Source organism: Microbispora sp. CA-102843, assembly GCF_050936215.1.
In the GTDB taxonomy this organism is placed as follows: Bacteria; Actinomycetota; Actinomycetes; order Streptosporangiales; family Streptosporangiaceae; genus Microbispora.
Genome location: NZ_JBNJNF010000001.1, coordinates 2,036,971 through 2,056,448, shown reverse-complemented (window position 1 = coordinate 2,056,448; position 19,478 = coordinate 2,036,971). Strand labels below are relative to the sequence as shown.

Here is a 19,478-nt window from a genome sequence, read left to right as displayed (position 1 = left end):
CATGCGCCTCTGCGAGAAGGCCGTGCGAATTGGCGTCGTGACGCATGAGCGCGACCTGCATGCCCACGCCGTCAAGGCGGAGATCGAGCGCCACCGCCCGGCGACCGTCCACATCTTCGAGACCGACCGCTTCAGCCGGGAGCCCGGCCTCAGCTGGTCTCCCCAGGAGCTCACCGCGGCGGTGTTCCCTGACGCCGGCGGAACGGCCGTCGACCTGCGGACGCTCGACGCCGTCTGGTTCCGGCGGCTCGGCAACCCCCGCACCTCCGCCAATCCCGAGGTGACGGATCCGGTCCACCGCGAGCTGATCGGGGTCGACACCGTCACGGCCGCCCTCGGCATGCTGCTGACCGAGTTCCGGGGGCGCTGGGTCGACCACCCGTCGGCGTTCTGGGACGCGCAGAACAAGGTCGTCCAGCTCCGCGCGGCCCGCGACCTCGGCGTACGGATCCCGGAGACGCTGGTCAGCCAGTCGCCCGAGCGGGTGCGCGAGTTCTGCGCCGCCCATCCGGGGGCCGTCGTGAAGGCCGTCCACGGGGTGATGCGCGCCCCGGTGAAGACCACGACGGTCAGCGCGGAACTACTCGCCGACGACGCGGCCATCCGCCTGTGCCCGGCCATCTACCAGGAGTTCGTGCCGGGGCGGCGGCACGTTCGCGCGCAGGTCTTCGGCGACCGCGTGCTGGCCGCGCTGCTGGAGTCCGACGACCTCGACTGGCGGCCGAACCTCAACATCCCCGCCGGTGAACACCGGCTTCCGGCGGCCGTCGAGGAGTCCCTCCGGGCGATCCTGCGCCGCCTGAACCTGACCATGGGGATCTTCGACCTCAAGCTCACCGACGAGGGCGAGTACGTCTGGCTGGAGCTCAACCCGCAGGGCCAGTGGCTGTTCGTCGAGGGCATGACGGGACTGCCGCTGATCGAGGCGTTCGCCGGCTTCCTCTATGGGTGCGCCGCCGGATGAACCGCCGGGTGTTGTCGCTCTTCCAGCCGTACGCGCGGCGGGTGCTCCTGATCACCACCCTGATCGGGCTGTCGGCCGGGCTCGGCACCGTGCTCCCGTTCCTGACCAGGGAGATGGTCGACGAGGGCCTGTTCGCGCCCGGCGGGCCGCGGCCGGGGCTGCTCGCCGGCCTGCTCGGCGCGATGATCGGAGTCGTGGGGCTGAGCAGCACGCTCGGCGTGCTGCAGTCCTACCTGTCGAGCCGGATGGGCCAGGACGTGCTGGCGCGGCTGCGCACGGACCTGTACGCCCATCTGCAGCGACTGCCGCTGACCTTCTTCACCGGCACCCGGACCGGGGAGATCCAGTCCCGCGTGATCGGCGACGTGGCCGAGGTGCAGAGCACGGTAGGCGCCACCGTGCCCATGATGCTCGCCAACCTCGTGACCTGCCTCGTCACGACGGCGTGCATGGTCGCCCTGTCCTGGCGGCTCGCGCTGGTGTCGATCCTCCTGCTGCCGGTCGCGGCCTGGCTGACGGCCCGCGTGGCCGTGCACCAGCGCCGGGTCGCGGCCGCCGTCCAGCGCTCCCGCGCCGAGATGAACGTCATCGCCGAGGAGACGCTGTCGGTCTCGGGGATCCTGCTCGCCCGGGTCTTCGGTCGGCAGGACCACGGCGTGCGGCGGTTCGGCGACGAGAGCCGCCGCCTGGCCGGGCTGCAACTGCGCGCGGCCGTCGGAGCGCAGGCGCTCGGCGCGGCGCTCCAGGCGCTCTTCCTGGTGATGCCCGCCGTGGTCTACTTCGCGGCCGGGTTCGCCGACACGTACACGCCCGGGACCCTGCTGGCCTTCACCTCGCTCCAGGCCCGGCTGTTCCTTCCGACGGGCCAGCTCATGCAGGTCTCGGTGCAGTTCCGCGCCGCCACGGCGGTCTTCGAGCGGATCTTCGAGTATCTCGACCGGCCGCCGGTGATCGTCGACCGGCCTGGCGCGGTCGCGGTGCGCGCGGCCTCGGTGCGGGGTGAGATCGCGCTGACCGGCGTCACCTTCCGGCACGGCGAGCACGTCGCGCTGCAGGATGTGACGCTGACGATCCGGCCCGGCCAGTTCGCCGCGATCGTCGGGGAGAGCGGATCGGGCAAGACCACGCTGGCGCATCTCGTCATGCGTCTGCACGATCCCGACCAGGGCGTGGTGGCGATCGACGGGACCGACGTCCGCCGTCTCACCCGCGACTCGCTGGCCGCGCTGTTCGGCGTCGTGACCCAGGATCCGGTGCTGTTCCACACGACGGTCGCCGACAACCTCCGCTACGCCAGGCCCTCGGCCACCACCGCCGAGCTGGAGGCGGCCTGCCGGGCGGCGCACATCCACGAGCGGATCATGCGGCTGCCGGACGGATACGACTCCGTCGTCGGCGAGCGCGGCTCCCGCCTGTCCGGCGGCGAGAGGCAGCGGCTCGCCATCGCCCGCGCGATCCTGAGCGACCCGCGCGTGCTCATCCTCGACGAGGCCACCTCGGCGCTCGACAGCGAAAGCGAGCGCCAGGTTCAGGTGGCGCTGACGCCGCTCCTGGCCGGCCGTACGACGATCGCCGTCACCCACCGCCTGAACACCGTCCGCTCGGCCGACGTCATCTTCGTGCTCCACGAGGGGCGGCTGGTCGAACAGGGCCGTCACACCGAGCTGCTCGCCCGGGGCGGCCGCTACGCGGAGCTCTTCCGCCGATCGGCTTCCGCCGCTGGAACGGCGAGACAAGACGGACCGGTGCCGACGCTCGGCACCCTGGAGTATTGAGGCACCCTGGAGTTCTGAGGCGCCCGGAGTACTGAGGCGCCCGGAGTACTGAGGCACCGGCGCCGCGGCCTGAGCGGCGGGCTCAGATCCCGCGGTCCGCGTACGCGGCCAGCAGCTGGGCCTCCGCGGTGTCGAAATAGGCGAGCAGCTCCCGCTCAGCCCGCTCGTGGTCGCCGTCGATCAGCAGCGTGGCGATGCGCGCGTTGTCTTCCAGGTAGGGCTCGTGGAAGGTCCTGAGCTCGCCCATCACATGGAAGGCCAGCCGCAGCTCGGCGAGCAGGCGCGCCATGGTCTCGTCCACGCGGGGACTGGCGAGCAGCGCGGCGATCGCGCGGTGGAACCGCATGTTGGCGGTGCCGACGGCCGCCCAGTCGCCGCTCTCCGCCGCCGCCTGGCCCTCCTCGACGTGGCGCCGCACCTCCCCCACGGCCTCGGGCGTGGCCGTGACGGCGGCCCGCACGCCCGCCGTCTCCAGGATTCGCCGCATCGCGTAGATGTCCGCCACGTCGGCCGCGGCGAGCTTGCGGACGAAGACGCCGCGGTGCAGCTCGTGCACCAGCAGGTTCTCGTGCGACAGCAGCCTGAACGCCTCTCGGAGCGTGTTGCGGGAGACGCCGAGCAGGTTGCCGATCGTCTCCTCCGACAGGCGGGTGCCCGGGGGCAGGGAGCCGTCGATGACGTTCTCCCGCAGGACGTCGGCGACCAGTTCCGCGGCGCTGGCCCGATCGAGCACCGGCCGAGCCGCGCTCAACCGTGCCGCCCAGTCCGCCATAGCCGTCATCGCCCTAACCCCTTCTCGGCCGCCAGATCACTCCCAGCTTAGGCCGCGACACGTCGCCCGGATCCTGCGCTCACCATCGGACTTCGCGCGGTCACACTCAGCTGTGGCGCGGAAGTAACCTACAAGAGTCTTGATGAATCGTTGAACAATCCTCTAACTTCGCGAGGAGGTGAGCAAAGGAGACTCCCATGAACCCACCCCCCGAGATCCAGGCGGTTTCACCGGCGAGCACCGGGAGCGGAGGGCGGCGCTCGGCGCTGCTCGGCGCGATGTTCCTCATGGCCACGAGCGCCATCGGCCCCGGCTTCATCACTCAGACGACGACGTTCACGGCGCGGCTCGGGGCGGCGTTCGCGTTCGTGATCGTCGCTTCGATCCTCGTCGACATCGCCGTCCAGCTGAACGCCTGGCGGGTGATCGGCGTCTCCGGGATGCGCGCCCAGACGCTGGGCAACCGGGTGCTGCCCGGTTCGGGATATCTCCTGGCCGCCCTCGTGGCCTTCGGCGGCCTGGTGTTCAACATCGGCAACGTCGGCGGCGCCGCGCTCGGCCTGAACGCCCTCGCGGGGATCGACGTCAAGATCGGCGGCACGGTGTCCGCCCTGATCGCCGTGGCCATATTCCTCAGCAGGCGGGCCGGGGTGGCCGTCGACCGGATCGTCGTCGTCCTCGGCGTCGTGATGGTGGCGCTGACGCTGTACGTGGCGGTCGTCTCCCGCCCGCCGGTCGGCGAGGCCCTGCGGCAGGCGGTCCTGCCGGACACGGTCGACTTCCTCGCCGTCACGACGCTGATCGGCGGCACGGTCGGGGGTTACATCACGTACGCGGGGGCGCACCGGCTCATCGACGCGGGCGTGACCGGGCCGCGGAACGCCGGGCAGATCTCCCGGAGTTCGGTCACCGGCATCCTCGTCACCGGAGTCATGCGGGTGGTCCTCTTCCTCGCCTCGCTCGGCGTGGTGGCGGGAGGTTTCCGGCTCGCCGCCGACTCGGCGAACCCGGCCGCCGACATCTTCCAGAGCGCGGCGGGCGAGCTGGGCCTGCGGCTGTTCGGAGTCGTCCTGTGGGCCGCGGCCATCACCTCGGTCATCGGCGCCTCGTACACGTCGGTGTCGTTCCTCGCCAGCTTCTCGCCCCGGACGGACCGCTACCGCTCCTGGATCACGGTGGCCTTCATCGTGGTCTCGACCGCGGTCTTCCTCCTCCTCGGCAAGGCTCCGGCCAACCTCCTGATCCTCGCCGGAGCGCTCAACGGCCTCATCCTGCCCGTGGGTCTGGCGGTGATCCTCTGGGTCGCCGCACGCCGTCGTGATCTCATGGGCGGATACCGCTACCCTCTCTGGCTCCTCGGCGCCGGCGTGCTCGCCTGGGCGCTGACCATCTACCTCGGCTGGAACTCCCTCAGCGGGATCAGCGCGCTCTGGAGCTGACGTGCCCTACCAGACCATGTGCATCGACCTCAACTCCGACCTGGGCGAGGGCTTCGGCCAGTGGAGGCTCGGCGACGACGAGGCGATGCTGTCGATCGTGACGAGCGCCAACGTCGCCTGCGGATTCCACGCGGGAGATCCGGTGATCATGCGGCGCACCTGCGAGACCGCGGCCGCGCGTGGCGTGGTGATCGGCGCCCAGGTCGGCTACCGCGACCTGGCGGGCTTCGGGCGGCGCTTCGTCGACGTGCCGCCCGTCGAACTCGCCGACGACGTCATCTATCAGATCGGCGCTCTGGACGCCTTCGCGCGGGTGGCGGGCACCAGGGTCGGATACGTCAAGCCGCACGGCGCGCTCTACAACGCGATCGTGCACCACGAGGCGCAGGCCGCCGCGGTGGTCGCGGCCGTGCGGGCCTACGACCCCGGCCTGCCCGTGCTCGGCCTCCCCGGCTCGGCGTGGCTGCGCCAGGCCTGCCGGGCCGGCCTCACCACGGTCGCGGAATGCTTCGCCGACCGCGCCTACACCCGCGAGGGCAGGCTGGTGCCGCGCGGCGTCCCCGGGGCCGTCCTGCACGACCCCGCCCGGGTCGCCGAGCGCAGCGTGCGCATGGCCAGGGGCGAGCCGGTCGAGGCCGTCGACGGGACACCGCTCGCCATCACGGCGGACTCGATCTGCGTGCACGGCGACAGCCCCGGCGCCGTCGCCATGGCGCTCGAGGTCCGTGACGCGCTCAAGGCGAACGGCATCGGCCTGGCGCCGTTCGTCGAGGAGAAAGCGTGAACGCACGGCTGCACCGCTGTGGCGAGCACGCGGTCCTGGTCGAGCTCGACCGTCTTGAGGAGGTGGTCGCCCTCTACGACGCTCTCGCGGCCGACCCCCCGCGGGGAATCGTCGACATCGTCCCCGCGGCGCGGACGCTGCTCGTCCGGTTCGAGCCGCCGGCGCGCCACGCCGAGGTGGAGTCCGCCGTCCTGGCCGTACGGCCGGCCGGAGGCCGCCGCGCGACGACCGAGGAGGTGGTGATCCCGGTGATGTACGACGGCGACGACCTCACCGACGTGGCCCGGCTGACCGGGCTCGCCGAACGCGAGGTCGTGGCGGCGCACACCGGGACACCCTGGACGGTCGCCTTCTGCGGGTTCGCCCCCGGCTTCGGATATCTGGTCAGCGGCGACCCCCGGCTGGCCGTGCCCCGGCGACCGGAGGCGCGCGTGCGCGTGCCCACCGGCGCCGTGGGGCTCGCCGGGGACTTCAGCGGGGTCTATCCGCGCGAGTCGCCGGGCGGCTGGCAGCTGATCGGACGCACCGAGACCGTGGTGTGGGACATCGCGGCCGACCCGCCCGCCCTGCTGCGCCCAGGGGTCCGGGTGCGGTTCGCGGAGGCATTGTGAGCGAGGCACTGTGAGCGAGGCACTGTGAGCGAGGCACTGTGAGCGAACTTCTGCGGGCGCTGGTGGTGCTGGCCCCCGGTCCCCTCACCACGGTGCAGGACCTCGGTCGGCGCCGGCACAGCCATCTCGGCGTCGGGCGCTCCGGCGCCGCGGACCGGGGCGCGCTGCGGCTGGCCAACCGCCTGCTGGCCAATACCGAGGACGCCGCCTGCCTGGAGGTCACACTGGGCGGGCTGAAGGTGCGCGCCACCGGCGACCTGCTCGTGACGCTCACCGGCGCGCCGTGTCCTGCCACCGTCACCGACTCCGCCGGGCGTACGCGCGGCATCGGGCACGCGTCGGTCGAGCGCCTGCCCGACGGGGCCACGCTGCGGCTCGGCGTGCCGTCCCGCGGGCTGCGGACCTATCTGGCGGTTCGCGGCGGGATCGACGTCCCCGAGGTGCTGGGGTCACGGGCCACCGACCTGCTCTCGGGGCTCGGCCCGGAACGTCCGGCGCCCGGATCTGTGCTGCCGGTCGGGCCGGCGCCGGCGGAGTTTCCCGTGGCCGATCTCGCCCCGGTGCCCGAGCCGGCGTCCGGCGTCCTCATGCTGGACGTGATACCGGGACCGCGCCACGACTGGTTCACGCCCGGGGCGCTGGCTGCCCTGTGCGCCGAGCCGTACGAGGTCACCTCGCACAGCGACCGGGTCGGCATGCGGCTGCGCGGGCCGCGCCTCGAACGCGCGCGCGACGGAGAGCTGCCGAGCGAGGGCATGGTCCCCGGCGCGCTGCAGGTGCCGCCGTCAGGACAGCCGACGCTCTTCCTCGCGGATCACCCCGTGACCGGCGGATATCCCGTCATCGCGGTGCTGCGCGATCACCACGTCGACCGCGCGGCGCAGGCCCGCCCCGGGCAGCGCATCCGCTTCCGGGTGGCCGGCGACCGTCGATCCGTTGACCGAAGGAGGCTCTGATGGAATTCGACCCCGCACGTCTGACCCCGCGCGAGGCGCGGGAGCTGTTCCGGGGAGGGCTGGTCACGCCCACGTCCGGCTGGGCGGCGGGATGGGCGCAGGCCAACCTGATCGCGCTGCCGAGGGACAGGGCGTACGACTTCCTGGTGTTCGCGCAGCGCAACCCGCGCCCCTGCCCGGTGCTGGCCGTCACCGAACCGGGCGAGACGTTCGCGTCGATCTTCGACGGCGACCTGCGCACCGATCTGCCCGCCTATCGGGTCTACCGGGACGGCGAGCCGGTCGCCGAGGTCACCGATGTGACGTCCTACTGGCGCGACGACCTGGTGGGCTTCCTCATCGGCTGCAGTTTCACGTTCGAGGCCGCGTTGCTGGAGGCCGGCGTCCCGATACGCCACATCGAGGCGGGCACGAATGTGCCGATGTACCTCACCGACCGGCCGTGCGTCCCTGCGGGCGAGCTTTCCGGGCCCCTCGTGGTGTCGATGCGCCCGATCCCCGCCGAGCTGGTGCCGACCGCCGTACGGGTCACCTCGCGCTATCCGGCCGTGCACGGCGCGCCGGTGCACGTCGGCGACCCCGCCGCACTCGGCATCACCGACCTGGGCAAGCCGGACTTCGGCGACCCGGTCGAGGTGCGCGACGGCGAGCTGCCGGTCTTCTGGGCCTGCGGGGTGACGCCGCAGGCCGCGGTGATGCGGTCGCGGCCGCCGTTCGCCATCGGCCACGCGCCCGGCCACATGGCGATCACCGACGCCCGCGACAGCGCCTACCTGGTGCCCTGAGGCCGTCCGGATCAGTCGCCGGCGCGGCGGACGAGGGGGTTGACGGAGGTGGAGTTGCGGATGCTGAAGGTCACGCTGCCGGCGCGGTAGCGGTCGTCGGAGCACTCGACGGGCCGGCCCTCCTGGGTGGTGGTGACGCGGCGCTGACGCAGCAGGGGGCTGCCCCGCCGCACGCCGAGCAGCCGGGCGTCCTCGCTGCCGGCCGCCACCGCGTCGATCAGGTGCTCGCCGTACGCGAAGACCAGGCCGACCGACTCGTAGAGCTCCTGGGTCACCGACTCGCACTCGGGGTCGAGCCGCTCGACGGCGGAGGCGATCCAGCCGGCGTAGACCGTGCGCTCGACCAGCACCGGCTCGCCGTCGAGCCGCCGCAGCCGCAGCACGTCGAGCACCTCCTCCCCCGGCTCCAGCGACAGCCGTACGGCCTCGGAGGGCGAGCACGGGCGGCGCAGGGAGGACAGCACGGTGCCGCTGGCGCGGTAGCCCATCGACCGGGCCCACTGGGCGAAGCTGTGCAACTCGGCGAAGCTCTGGCTGCGCTCGCTGCCGAGCACGATGCGCCGCGCGCCCTGCCGGGACCCGACCAATCCCTCGGCGGCGAGCAGGGCGACGGCCTGGCGCACGGTCCCGCGCGCCGCCGAGTAGCGTAAGGCCAGCTCAGCCTCGGAGGGGAGCTGAGCGCCTATCGGATAGTCCCCCCTGACGATGGCGTCCCGCAAATCACTCGCGATCTGTTCGTAGCGCGCCATCGTAGTGAGCCCTTCCGTTCACGTGACTGACATCGATATGCGACTTACTAGCTCTGGCTTGTTTGTACAAGTTCGCCTAAGTTCGATCCACGCACCACAGTGGGAGGGACCCTTGTCCACACGTACCGCCGGCCTCGTGGCCGCGCTCACGATAACCACCTCAGTGATCGCGGCGTGCGGCGCCGCCCCCACGACCGCCGGCGACGGCTCGGGATCCGGTGACTCCAAGGCCGCCACCGCGACCTCGGCCCAGGACCTCGGCGGGCTGGACAAGCTGGTGGAGGCCGCCAAGAAGGAGGGCCAGCTCAACACCATCGCGCTGCCGCCGGACTGGGCCAACTACGGCGAGGTCATCAAGGCGTTCGAGGCCAAGTACGGCATCAAGATCACCAATGACAACCCGGACGGGTCCAGCCAGGACGAGATCAACGCGGTCAAGACCCTGAAGGGCCAGGGCCGCGCCCCCGACGTGCTCGACCTCGGCAGCGCCTTCGCGCTCAGCGGCGCCCAGGAGGGCCTGTTCGCGCCCTACAAGGTGCAGAGCTGGGACAAGATCCCCGACGGCCAGAAGGAGGCGAGCGGCGCCTGGTACTACGACTACGGCGGCTACATCTCCATCGGCTGCGACGCCAAGCGGGTCAAGACCTGCCCGCAGACGTTCGCCGACCTGCTCAAGCCCGAATACAAGGGCATGGTCGCGCTGAACGGCGACCCGACCAAGGCCGGCGCCGCCTTCGCCGGCGTGTACGCCGCATCGCTCGCCAACCAGGGCTCGTTCGACGACATCCAGCCCGGCATCGACTTCTTCAAGAAGCTCAAGGAGAAGGGCAACTTCAACCCGGTCGAGGCCACCCCCGCCACGGTCGAGAAGGGCGAGACCCCGATCACCCTCGACTGGGACTACCTGCAGGCCAGCTACGCCCAGGAGTTCTCGTCCAAGGGCGTGGACTGGAAGATCGCGATCCCCGGCGACGGCCAGTACGCCAACTTCTACGCCCAGGCGATCAACAAGTGGGCGCCGCACCCCGCCGCCGCCCGCCTGTGGCAGGAGTTCCTCTACAGCAACGAGGGCCAGAACCTGTGGCTGAAGGGCTACGCCCGCCCGGTGCTGCTGCCCTCCATGCAGCAGGACGGCAGCGCGGACGCCGCCATGGTCGACCAGCTCCCCAAGGTCGAGGGCACCCCCTCCTTCCCCACTCCCGACCAGGTCAACAAGGCCAAGGAGGTCCTGGCGAGCGGGTGGGGCGCGGCGGTATCGGGCTGAGATCGTGCGCGACAGCCGTACGACATCGAAGAGCCGGTGGGCGGCCGCGCCGCTGCTGGTCTTCGTCGTCATCGTCTTCGGCGTGCCGATGCTGGTCCTCCTCGGTGGCACGTTCACCAAGGAGGGCACGCTCAGCACCGCCAACCTCACCGAGTCGCTCCAGGGCGCGTACCTGACCGCCCTGATCGGGAGCGTCAAGATCTCGGCGCTCGTGGCGGTGCTGGGCGGGGTGCTCGGCACCTTCCTCGCCCAGGCCGTGGTGACCTCCAGGTTCCCGGCGCTGCGCGAGGCGGTGCTGACCGCCTCCGGCGTGCTGGCCAACTTCGGCGGCGTGCCGCTGGCCTTCGCCTGGATCGCCACGCTCGGCAACTCGGGCGTCGTCACCACCACGCTCGGCCTCGGCGGCCACGGGTGGAGCCTGTACAACTTCTGGGGTCTCACCCTGGTCTACCTGTACTTCTCCATCCCCCTTCAAGTGCTCACGGTCGTGCCCGCGCTGGACGGGCTGCGCCCGCAGTGGCGTGAGGCCGCGCAGAACAACGGCGCGAGCGCCTGGCAGTTCTGGCGGTACGTCGGGATTCCGGTGCTGACCCCGGCGCTGCTCGGCGGGGTCGTGCTGCTGTTCGGCGGCGCGTTCTCGGCCTACGCCACGGCGCAGGCCATGGTCGGGTCCACCGTCCCGCTGGTCACGCTGAAGATCGCCGACGCGCTCACCGGCAACGTCCTGATCGGCCACGAGAACGTCGCGCTGGCCCTCAGCCTCGACATGATCGTGGTCGCGGGCCTGGTCATGGCCGTCTACCTCCCGCTGCAGCGAAGGAGCGCCCGATGGCTTCGCTGACCCCACAGGTTTCCACACAGCTCACCACACCGGTCAGTCCTGGGACGGCGCCCGCGCGCGGCGGCCGGCCGCGCCGTCCGCGGGTGTGGCGCGGCGTGGTCCTCGTGCTCGCCGCCGTCTACTTCCTCGTCCCGCTGATCGCGTCGTTCGTCTTCACCGTGAAGGTGCCCAACCAGGGCTTCTCGCTCGACGCGTACGGCCAGATCTTCTCGGCCGAGGGCTTCGGCGGCAGCCTCCTGCTGTCGCTCGGGCTCGGGGTCGCCACGATCGTGCTGGTCCTGCTGCTGACGCTGCCCGCCGCGGTGGCCGTGCGGCTCGGCGCGCCGGGGCTGCGGCCGGTGCTTGAGGTGGTCTGCACGCTGCCGCTGGTCGTGCCCCCGATCACGTTCGTGGCCGGGATCAGCACGGTGCTGCGGTGGGGGCCCGACTACCTGGCGAGCACGCCCTTCTACCAGACGATCATCGCGGTGCAGAACCCGGACTTCCCGGTGGTGCTCGTGCTCGCCTACGTCGTGCTGGCGCTGCCGTTCGCCTACCGCTCGCTCGACGCGGGCCTGGGCGCGATCGACGTGCGCACGCTGTCGGAGGCGGCCAGGAATCTCGGGGCGTCGTGGCCGCACGTGCTGCTGCGGGTGATCATCCCCAACATGCGGTCGGCGATGGCCAGCGCGTCGTTCCTCACGCTGGCGCTGGTGCTCGGGGAGTTCACGATCGCCCGGCTGCTCAGCTTCGAGACCTTCCCCAACTGGATCTACCGGATCTCCGGCTCACAGGCGCAGGTGTCGGTGGCCGTCTCGGTGTTCAGCCTGCTGATCACCTGGCTGCTGCTGCTCGCCCTGTCATCCGCCGGCGCGAGGCAAAGGAGTGGATCATGAACGGGGCCCGGGTCGAGTTCCGCGGCCTGCGGCGGCGGTTCGGCAGCACGGTCGCGCTGGACGGGCTCGACCTCACGGTGGAGCCCGGCGAGCTGATCGCGCTGCTCGGCCCGTCGGGGTGCGGCAAGACCACCGCGCTGCGCTGCCTGGCCGGCTTCGAGCACCCCGACGAGGGCGAGGTGCTGGTGGACGGCACCGACATCACGCGCGTGCCGGCCAACCGGCGCGACGCCGGCATGGTCTTCCAGTCCTACAGCCTCTTCCCCAACCTCAACGCGAGGGACAACGTGAGCTTCGGCATGCGGGTGCGCAAGGTGCCCGCCGCCAAGCGGCACGCCCGCGCGCAGGAGCTGCTTGAGCTGGTCGGCCTGCCCTCGGTCGGTGACCGCTACCCCCACCAGTTGTCCGGAGGCCAGCAGCAGCGCGTGGCGCTGGCCCGCGCGCTCGCCCTGGAGCCCAGGGTGCTGCTGCTGGACGAGCCGCTGTCGGCGCTCGACGCCAAGGTGCGGGTCACGCTGCGCGAGGAGATCCGCCGCCTGCAGCTCTCCCTCGGCATCACGACGATCTTCGTGACGCACGACCAGGAGGAGGCGCTGTCGATGGCCGACCGGGTCGCCGTGCTACGCGACGGCCGCCTGGAGCAGGTCGCCGACCCCGCCACGCTGTACGACCGGCCGGCGACCCCGTTCGTGGCCGAGTTCGTCGGGGCGATGAACCACCTGCCCGGCCTGCTGTCGGGCGACCGGGTCACGGTGCTCGGGCAGACGCTGCCCGTGGAGGGCCAGGCGCCGGACACCGCGCAGGCGGACGTGCTGGTGCGGCCCGAGGCCGTGCTGGTCACGCCCGACTCCGAGGGCGGCGGGATCGTCATGGTGTCGTCGTTCCGCGGCTCCACCGCCCGCCTGCGGGTCCGCCTGGGCGACGGCACCGAGGTGCTGGCCGACGTCCCCGGCCACGACTCGGCGCGCTTCGCGCCCGGCACCGCCGTACGGGTCGGGCTGGTCGAGCGGCCCGTGCTGGTGTCGGCCCGTTCTGAGACCGGAGCCGCGGCGGCGGTCCCCGAGCCCGATGTCGTCTAGGGAGTGCCCGGCGGCGGTCCTGTTCGACATGGACGGCACGCTGGTGGACACCGAGGACCTGTGGTGGGACGCCTGCGTGGAGGTCGCGGCCGGCCTGGGCACTCCTGTCGGCGAGGCCGACCGGGAGGCGCTGTTCGGCCTGGCGGTGGAGGACGCCGCCCTGCACATCACAGCTGCCCTGGACACCACCGGGGGTCCTGGAGCGCGGGCCGTCGAGGCCATGCTGACGGACGCGTTCACCAGCAGGATCGAAAGCGGGGTGACCACGCTCCCCGGCGCGGTCGCGCTGCTGGAGGCCCTGCGCGCGGCCGGAATCCCGGCCGGGCTGGTCAGCGCGTCCCCCCGGCCGGTCGTGGACCTGGTGCTCGAAACCGTCGGCGGGCACCGCTTCCGGCTGTCGGTGGCCGCCGGTGACAGCGCCAGGAACAAGCCGGCGCCCGATCCGTACCTGGCCGCCGCCGCGCGGCTCGGCGTCGACCCGGCCGCGTGCGTGGCGATCGAGGACAGCCCGACCGGCGTCGCCTCGGCCCGGTCCGCTGGGTGCGCCGTCATCGTGGTCGGCCCCTTCGGCGGAATGAGCGAAGTGAGCGGGGTGACGGCCGTGCCGACGCTGGAGAGTGTCGACCTGCCGCTGCTGCGCCGGATCGTCTCCCCTCCGGGGGCGGTAACTCCACGGACCTAAGTTCCTTCTGGGTATCGTCGCACCGTGAACAACATGAACACCGTTTGCGAGGATCCCAAGGACGTCTACGCCGCCGCGTGCCCGTGCCGCAACATGCTCGACCTGCTGGCCAACAAGTGGAGCGCGCTGGCTCTGGGCGCCCTGGAGGACGGGCCGCAGCGTTTCGGCGCGCTGCGCACCCGCCTCCAGGGCGTCAGCCCCAAGGTGCTCACCCAGACCCTGCGCCGCCTGGAGGACCACGGCCTCGTCCACCGCGACGTGTATCCCGAGGTTCCGCTGCGCGTGGAATACAGCCTCACCCCGCTCGGCCGGGACGCCAACGTCCCGCTCGCCCACCTGCGGACGTGGGTGGAGCGGAACATCGACCGCTTCCCCGGCTCGGACTAGCCCCCTCACCTCGATGGTTCCCGATGGGTACTCGTGTCCCTTGCGGGTAACCAGGCGTCGATGGATACCGTGCGGGTCATGCCGCAGAGCCGTACGACTCGGCACGGAATCCATGAAGCGCAAGGGACAGACATGACCGAGAACCAGAACGGGACCATGCCCGCCGTCGCCTTCCGGCGCAGCCTTCCCGTCGACGACCCGGAAAGCCTCCTGGACGTGGAGCTGCCGGTGCCGCGACCCGGCCCGCACGATCTGCTGGTCCGGGTGGAGGCCGTCGCCGTGAACCCGGTGGACTACAAGGTGCGGCAGAGCAGCGATCCGGGCGGCGAGCCCAAGGTGCTCGGCTGGGACGCCGCCGGCACTGTGGTCGCCGTGGGCGACGAGGTGGAGCTGTTCGAGGTCGGCGACGAGGTCTACTACGCCGGCGCGATCGACCGGCCCGGTGCGAACTCCCGGTTCCACGTCGTGGACGAGCGCATCGTCGGCCACAAGCCCGCCACGCTGTCCTTCACCGAGGCCGCCGCGCTGCCGCTGACCGTCCTCACGGCCTGGGAGGGCCTGTTCGAGCGGCTCGGCCTGCGCGGCGACGCGCTTGATCAGACCGGAACGCTGCTGGTGACCGCGGCCGCGGGCGGCGTCGGTTCCATCGTCGTCCAGTTCGCCCGCGCCCTGACCGGGCTGACCGTGATCGGCACGGCCTCCCGGCCCGAGACGGTGGAGTTCGCCCGCCGGATGGGCGCCCACCACGTCGTGGACCACCGCGGCCCGCTGGCGAAGCAACTGGCCGAGGTCGCGCCCGACGGCGTCGACTACGTCTTCAGCACGGCCGGCACCGACCGCAACCTCGCGGCCTACGCCGAGGCGCTCACCCCCTTCGGCCGAATCGTCGCCATCGACGACCACGACTCCCTCGACATCGGCGTGCTCAAGTCGAAGAGCATCTCGTTCCACTGGGAGCTCATGTTCACCCACTCGCTGTTCCGGACCCCGCACCAGGTGAACCAGCACCGCATCCTCGACCGGGTCGCGCGGCTCGTGGACGCGGGGGTCGTCACCACCACCGCCAACCGCGACCTCGGCCCGGTCAACGCCGCCAACCTTCGCGAGGCTCACCGGATCCTCGAGTCGGGCACCGCGATCGGCAAGATCACTCTTACGGGCTTCTGAGGTCCGCCGTACCGGGGCCGGGGAACAACGGATACGGCCCGGCAGGTTGGGGAGCACAGGAACCGAGCCCGAAGACAGGAGTTGCGCATGCATGCCATCGTCGTCCCCGCTTACGGTGATTCCTCGGTGCTGGAGTACGCCGAGCGGCCCGACCCCGAGCCCGGCCCCGGTGAGGTGCTGGTCGAGGTGGCGGCGACCGGCGTCAACTTCATCGACGTCTACCATCGCGAGGGCCGCTACCCGATGCCGCTCCCGCTGGTGCCCGGCAACGAGGGCGCAGGCACGGTCACGGCGGTCGGGCCCGGCGTGACCGACGTCGTGCCCGGCGACCGGGTCGCCTGGGCCAGCGTCATGGGCTCGTACGCGACCAAGGTCGTCGTCCCGGCGGAGAAGGCGGTCCGGCTGCCCGACGGGCTGTCCCCGGATCTGGCGGCGGCGGTGCTGCTCCAGGGGCTGACCGCGCACTACCTGACCCACTCCACGTACGCGATCCGGTCGGGCGACGACGTGCTCGTGCACGCGGCGGCCGGCGGCATGGGCCTGCTGCTCGTCCAGATGGCCAAGCTCCGCGGCGCCCGCGTGATCGGCACGGTCTCCAGCGCCGAGAAGGAGAAGCTCGCCCGGCAGGCGGGCGCCGACGAGGTCGTCGGCTACGAAGGCTTCCCCGAGGCCGTCAAGGAGATCACCGACGGCGCCGGGGTGCACGTCGTCTACGACGGGGTCGGCGCCGCCACGTTCGACGGGTCGCTCGCGTCGCTGCGGCCGCGCGGCATGATGGCGCTGTACGGCGCGGCCAGCGGCCCGGTCCCGCCGTTCGACCCGCAGCGGCTCAACGCGGGCGGCTCGCTGTTCCTGACCCGGCCCACGCTCGCGCACTACACGGCCACCCGTGAGGAGCTGCTGTCGCGGGCGGACGACCTGCTCGGCTGGGTCGCCTCCGGCGCGGTGAAGGTGCACGTCTCCCAGCGCTACCCGCTCGCCGAGGCCCGGCGCGCCCACGACGACCTGGAAGGCAGGCGGACGACCGGCAAGCTGCTGCTGATCCCCTGAACCTCCGCCCGCCGCGGTGCCGCAACCCGGCCCGCGCCCGTCGCGGGGCGCGGGCCGCCACCGGATTCGATCAGGCCAGCGGGTGGGCCGGCCACTCCAGGAGCCGGGCCCCGAGCACGGCCGTCTCCAGCGTGAACCGCTGTGTGGGGTCGCTCGGCGAGAAGCCGGTCAGCCTCCGGATCCGCTCCAGCCGGTAGGTGATCGCCCGGGTGCTGACGCCGAGCCTGCGCGCCGCCGCCGTGTGGTTGCCCTGGGAGGCGAAGATCGCCTCCAGCGTCTCCAGCAGCGGCTCGGGGCCGCCCCGGGCGGAGGTCAGCGGCCCGAGCACGGTGGAGACGAGGTCCACGATCGCCTCCCTGTCCCGCAGCAGCACCGGGAAGACCAGCAGGTCGGCCGCTTTCAGCACCTGGGCCCGCAGGCCGAGCCGCTCGCCGAGGTCGATCGCGTTGACCGCTTCCCGGTAGGAGGTGACGATGCCGCCGGGGCCCTGGTGGGGGCGGCCCACCCCCGCCCGCCAGGCCGTGAGCGCGGAGCGTACGTGGTGGGTGAACTCGCCGCTCGCGGCGGTCAGCGCGCCCGGGGCCACGCACACCAGCAGGCCGTCGCGGACGGCGACCAGGATGTTGTGCGAGCCGAACCTCGCCACCAGCGCCTGCTCGATCCTCCCGGCCAGCGGGTCGCCCGCCGCCACCGGGGTGTCCGGCCTGGCCACGGTCACGACGTACGCCCCGGCGAGCCGCAGGCCGAAGTGCTCGGCCCGCTCGGCATCCGCCCTGCCCTGCAGCAGGTCGTCGACGAACAGGCGGCGGGCCTCCTCCTCCTGCCGGAGGGCAGTGCGCTGGGCCTCCTCGTATCCCTCGATGTAGGCGGCCATGCCGCGGCGTACGGCGCCGAAGGCCCCACCGGCGGTGATCTCGGCGGCGTGCAGGCAGGCGTCGGCGAGCACCCGCAGCGGGATGCCGCGCTCGGCGGCGAGGGCGCCGCACTCGCGCAGGCCGTCCATGTCGGCGCGGCCGGGCAACCTGCCGGTGGCGGCCGACGCGGCCAGAACCGACAGGAACCCGCCGAGTAAGTCGGCGGGCACCCCGGTCGCCTCGCTCACGCGAGCGAGAACGGTATCCATCAGACCCCTACGTCACGCCGTTCGAAGGCGAGCAGCGCCGTCATGAGGAGGACGGCCGTCGCACCCAGCAGCACAAGGTAGTCACCGTACGGCCAGCCCTGGTAGAGCGGCCTGCCGTCGAGGTAGTAGTGGACGGGCGAGAGCCAGCGCAGCCAGGAGATGGCGTCGATGCTCCTGCCCATGGTCTCCACGATGTACCCGGCGACGCCCCAGACGCCGACCACGGCGAGCGCGACCTGCTTGCGCCCGAAGGCCGCGCCCACGCACAGTGTCAGCGTCCCGAAGAACAGCACGAGCAGGAACAGGCCGGTGTGCGCGGCGAGGATGCTGCCGAACGGCACGTCCATGTGGGCCGCGGACGAGGCCCCGGTGGCGACGGCCAGCGTCACCAGCGCCACCGCGAGCAGGCCGAGCGCCAGCGCGGCCCAGCGCTCCAGGAGCAGCCGCCTGCGGTCGATCGGCAGCGTCAGCGTGAGCTCCAGCGTCTTGGCTTCCTCCGGGCCGGCGATGGCCCGGTTGCCGAGGATCGCGGCGCACATGGTGAACAGCAGCGGGCCGAGGAGCTGGTAGGCGACCGCCTGCAGGTAGCCGCGCCCGGTCGCGATGTCGGCCATGCCGCCCATCAGGTCCCTGAACGCGCCGGGATACTTGGCGATGGCCTGCTTGCTGAACGTCTCGGGGTCGTTCATCATGCTCGCGTAGATCGAGATGTACATCCCGAGGAACGCGCACAGCCCGACCGTCCACCCGACGAGGGCGCGGCGGTACTCCCTGAGGCTCTTACGCACCAGCGTGGGCATGACGGCCCTCCTCCTCGCTGTAGTAGGTCAGGAAGATCTCCTCGAGGTCGGGCTCCGCGCTGACCATGTGGACCACCGTGTAACGGGCCGCCGCCTTGATCAGCGCGTCGGGCCTGCCGTCGATCGTGCAGCGCAGGCTCGCCCCCTGGACGACCACGTCGCGTACGCCCGGAAGCCCCTCGAACGACTCCTTGGGGACCGGCGCGTCGAAGTGGAGCTCCACGTGCCGTACGGCCCGCTCGCGAAGCGCGGCGACGTCCTCGACCGCGACGAGACGGCCCGCGCGCACGATGCCCACCCGATCGGCCACGTGCTCCACCTCGGCGAGCACGTGCGACGACATCAGGACCGTGTGGCCGGCCGTGCGCGCCTCCCGGACCATGGCCAGGAACTCCTGCTGCACCAGCGGGTCGAGCCCGCTCGTCGGCTCGTCCAGGATGAGCAGCTCGGGCTCGTGCATGAACGCCTGGATGAGCCCGACCTTCTGCTTGTTGCCCTTCGACAGCTCGCCCATCCTGATCGACAGGTCCGCGTCCAGCCGCTCGGCGAGTTCGTCGATCCTGCCGCGGCTCACCCCGCCGCGTACGTCGGCGAGGAACTGGACGTAGTCACGGGCCCGCTCCCTGCCCTCCAGGGCCAGCTCGCCCGGGAGGTAACCGATCCGGGCGCGTACGCGCGGATCACGCGTGTCGGCGCCGAGGACGGTCGCCCGGCCGGAGGTCGGCCGGATCACGTCCAGGAGAAGCCGGATCGTCGTCGTCTTGCCGGCGCCGTTGGGGCCCAGATAGCCGAAGACCTCGCCCGGCCGGATTTCGAGGGTGAGGTCCTCGAGGCCCCGTCTCGTACCGTAGAACTTCGTCAGTCCTTCGGTCTCCACCACTGCTGTCATGCCGCAATGGTGGCGCTCCCGTCAGGCGCGGGGTATGCCCGCTTCCGGACACTTGCCGGTCTTCTCCGTTCGCACCTTCGGCAAAGCGGAGGTCAAGACGTGCCGCAGACGGTGGAGCCGGGCAGGAGGTGGCGGTAGCGGGAGACCAGCCGGTAGCCCGCCTCGGCGAGCCAGCTCACCGGCGGGGTCAGCATGATCCGGCCGGCCGCGCGCCAGGCGGCGCTCGGCTGCAGGACGAGCATCAGCGCGACGGCGCGCGCGCCGTGGGCACGCAGCCCGTCCGGGCCCAGGAGCTGCACGGACGTCGCGACCTCGTCGCGCGTCAGGCCCACCGCGTCGAGGTCGAGGCCCTGCCACGCCCGCACGACGGGCATGTACGGCAGGAACCGGTGCCCGGTGTTCACGCACGTTTGGCAGAACGCGCAGTCGCCGTCGAAGACCAGCAGGACCCGGTTCTCTTCGCTTTCTCCGCCCATGCCGTCGAAC

21 protein-coding genes are annotated in these 19,478 nt (G+C 72.0%); 15 read left to right on the top strand and 6 right to left on the bottom strand.

Features of this window, described 5'->3' with window-relative positions:
• The first annotated feature begins 37 nt into the window (after nt 1-37).
• Nucleotides 38-964, top strand: coding sequence for an ATP-grasp domain-containing protein (locus ACQEVJ_RS09620; RefSeq protein WP_433099314.1), 927 nt, complete (start codon nt 38-40; stop codon nt 962-964).
• Entirely contained in the window at nt 961-2,739 is a 1,779-nt protein-coding gene (locus ACQEVJ_RS09615) for an ABC transporter ATP-binding protein (protein ID WP_433099312.1), read from the top strand. The genes ACQEVJ_RS09620 and ACQEVJ_RS09615 overlap by 4 nt, the downstream gene beginning before the upstream one ends.
• A gap of 82 nt (nt 2,740-2,821) precedes the next feature.
• On the opposite strand, the gene ACQEVJ_RS09610 is transcribed toward ACQEVJ_RS09615, so the two are convergent.
• Nucleotides 2,822-3,520: a GntR family transcriptional regulator gene (locus tag ACQEVJ_RS09610; RefSeq protein ID WP_433099310.1), complete on the bottom strand. Its 699-nt coding sequence runs from the start codon at nt 3,518-3,520 to the stop codon at nt 2,822-2,824.
• Between the two features lie 188 nt (nt 3,521-3,708).
• On the opposite strand from ACQEVJ_RS09610, the gene ACQEVJ_RS09605 reads away from it, so the two are divergent.
• The 5 genes from ACQEVJ_RS09605 to ACQEVJ_RS09585 are packed head-to-tail and all read left to right on the top strand — an operon-like array spanning nt 3,709 to nt 8,086.
• Nucleotides 3,709-4,950 (top strand): NRAMP family divalent metal transporter, encoded by a 1,242-nt coding sequence (locus tag ACQEVJ_RS09605; RefSeq protein WP_433099308.1) that lies wholly within the window; start codon nt 3,709-3,711, stop codon nt 4,948-4,950.
• A gap of 16 nt (nt 4,951-4,966) precedes the next feature.
• Nucleotides 4,967-5,734 (top strand): LamB/YcsF family protein, encoded by a 768-nt coding sequence (locus tag ACQEVJ_RS09600; protein ID WP_433112631.1) that lies wholly within the window; start codon nt 4,967-4,969, stop codon nt 5,732-5,734.
• A complete protein-coding gene (locus tag ACQEVJ_RS09595) occupies nt 5,731-6,345 on the top strand; it encodes a 5-oxoprolinase subunit B family protein (protein WP_433099306.1) in 615 nt (204 codons plus the stop codon). Before ACQEVJ_RS09600 ends, ACQEVJ_RS09595 begins: the two co-directional genes overlap by 4 nt.
• A 38-nt stretch (nt 6,346-6,383) precedes the next feature.
• Nucleotides 6,384-7,301: a biotin-dependent carboxyltransferase family protein gene (locus ACQEVJ_RS09590; RefSeq protein ID WP_433099304.1), complete on the top strand. Its 918-nt coding sequence runs from the start codon at nt 6,384-6,386 to the stop codon at nt 7,299-7,301.
• Nucleotides 7,301-8,086 carry a putative hydro-lyase gene (locus ACQEVJ_RS09585; RefSeq protein ID WP_433099302.1) on the top strand — a complete coding sequence of 262 codons (786 nt, stop codon included), beginning with the start codon at nt 7,301-7,303 and terminating at the stop codon, nt 8,084-8,086. Before ACQEVJ_RS09590 ends, ACQEVJ_RS09585 begins: the two co-directional genes overlap by 1 nt.
• An 11-nt stretch (nt 8,087-8,097) precedes the next feature.
• On the opposite strand, the gene ACQEVJ_RS09580 is transcribed toward ACQEVJ_RS09585, so the two are convergent.
• Nucleotides 8,098-8,835 carry a GntR family transcriptional regulator gene (locus ACQEVJ_RS09580; protein ID WP_433099300.1) on the bottom strand — a complete coding sequence of 246 codons (738 nt, stop codon included), beginning with the start codon at nt 8,833-8,835 and terminating at the stop codon, nt 8,098-8,100.
• A gap of 112 nt (nt 8,836-8,947) precedes the next feature.
• On the opposite strand from ACQEVJ_RS09580, the gene ACQEVJ_RS09575 reads away from it, so the two are divergent.
• From ACQEVJ_RS09575 to ACQEVJ_RS09540, 8 genes are all read left to right on the top strand, one after another.
• Nucleotides 8,948-10,099, top strand: a complete 1,152-nt coding sequence (locus ACQEVJ_RS09575) for an ABC transporter substrate-binding protein (protein WP_433099298.1) — start codon at nt 8,948-8,950, stop codon at nt 10,097-10,099.
• Between the two features lie 4 nt (nt 10,100-10,103).
• A complete protein-coding gene (locus ACQEVJ_RS09570; RefSeq protein ID WP_433099296.1) occupies nt 10,104-10,940 on the top strand; it encodes an ABC transporter permease in 837 nt (278 codons plus the stop codon).
• Nucleotides 10,928-11,815, top strand: a complete 888-nt coding sequence (locus ACQEVJ_RS09565; RefSeq protein WP_433099294.1) for an ABC transporter permease — start codon at nt 10,928-10,930, stop codon at nt 11,813-11,815. Before ACQEVJ_RS09570 ends, ACQEVJ_RS09565 begins: the two co-directional genes overlap by 13 nt.
• Entirely contained in the window at nt 11,812-12,894 is a 1,083-nt protein-coding gene (locus tag ACQEVJ_RS09560; protein WP_433099292.1) for an ABC transporter ATP-binding protein, read from the top strand. Before ACQEVJ_RS09565 ends, ACQEVJ_RS09560 begins: the two co-directional genes overlap by 4 nt.
• A complete protein-coding gene (locus ACQEVJ_RS09555; RefSeq protein WP_433099290.1) occupies nt 12,884-13,576 on the top strand; it encodes an HAD family hydrolase in 693 nt (230 codons plus the stop codon). The genes ACQEVJ_RS09560 and ACQEVJ_RS09555 overlap by 11 nt, the downstream gene beginning before the upstream one ends.
• 33 nt (nt 13,577-13,609) lie before the next feature.
• Complete coding sequence (locus ACQEVJ_RS09550; protein WP_433099288.1) at nt 13,610-13,963, top strand: winged helix-turn-helix transcriptional regulator; 354 nt, start codon at nt 13,610-13,612, stop codon at nt 13,961-13,963.
• A 132-nt stretch (nt 13,964-14,095) separates the two neighbouring features.
• Entirely contained in the window at nt 14,096-15,130 is a 1,035-nt protein-coding gene (locus ACQEVJ_RS09545) for a zinc-binding alcohol dehydrogenase family protein (protein WP_433099286.1), read from the top strand.
• Nucleotides 15,131-15,217: 87 nt separating this feature from the next.
• Nucleotides 15,218-16,180 (top strand): quinone oxidoreductase family protein, encoded by a 963-nt coding sequence (locus ACQEVJ_RS09540; RefSeq protein WP_433099284.1) that lies wholly within the window; start codon nt 15,218-15,220, stop codon nt 16,178-16,180.
• Nucleotides 16,181-16,250: 70 nt separating this feature from the next.
• On the opposite strand, the gene ACQEVJ_RS09535 is transcribed toward ACQEVJ_RS09540, so the two are convergent.
• The 4 genes from ACQEVJ_RS09535 to ACQEVJ_RS09520 form a co-directional block, all read right to left on the bottom strand.
• Nucleotides 16,251-17,282, bottom strand: coding sequence for a PucR family transcriptional regulator (locus ACQEVJ_RS09535; RefSeq protein ID WP_433099282.1), 1,032 nt, complete (start codon nt 17,280-17,282; stop codon nt 16,251-16,253).
• 20 nt (nt 17,283-17,302) lie between these two features.
• Nucleotides 17,303-18,103 (bottom strand): ABC transporter permease subunit, encoded by an 801-nt coding sequence (locus tag ACQEVJ_RS09530; RefSeq protein ID WP_433099280.1) that lies wholly within the window; start codon nt 18,101-18,103, stop codon nt 17,303-17,305.
• A complete protein-coding gene (locus ACQEVJ_RS09525; RefSeq protein ID WP_433099278.1) occupies nt 18,084-18,992 on the bottom strand; it encodes an ATP-binding cassette domain-containing protein in 909 nt (302 codons plus the stop codon). The genes ACQEVJ_RS09530 and ACQEVJ_RS09525 overlap by 20 nt, the downstream gene beginning before the upstream one ends.
• 92 nt (nt 18,993-19,084) lie before the next feature.
• Nucleotides 19,085-19,468, bottom strand: a complete 384-nt coding sequence (locus ACQEVJ_RS09520) for a thiol-disulfide oxidoreductase DCC family protein (RefSeq protein WP_433099276.1) — start codon at nt 19,466-19,468, stop codon at nt 19,085-19,087.
• Nucleotides 19,469-19,478: the final 10 nt, after the last annotated feature.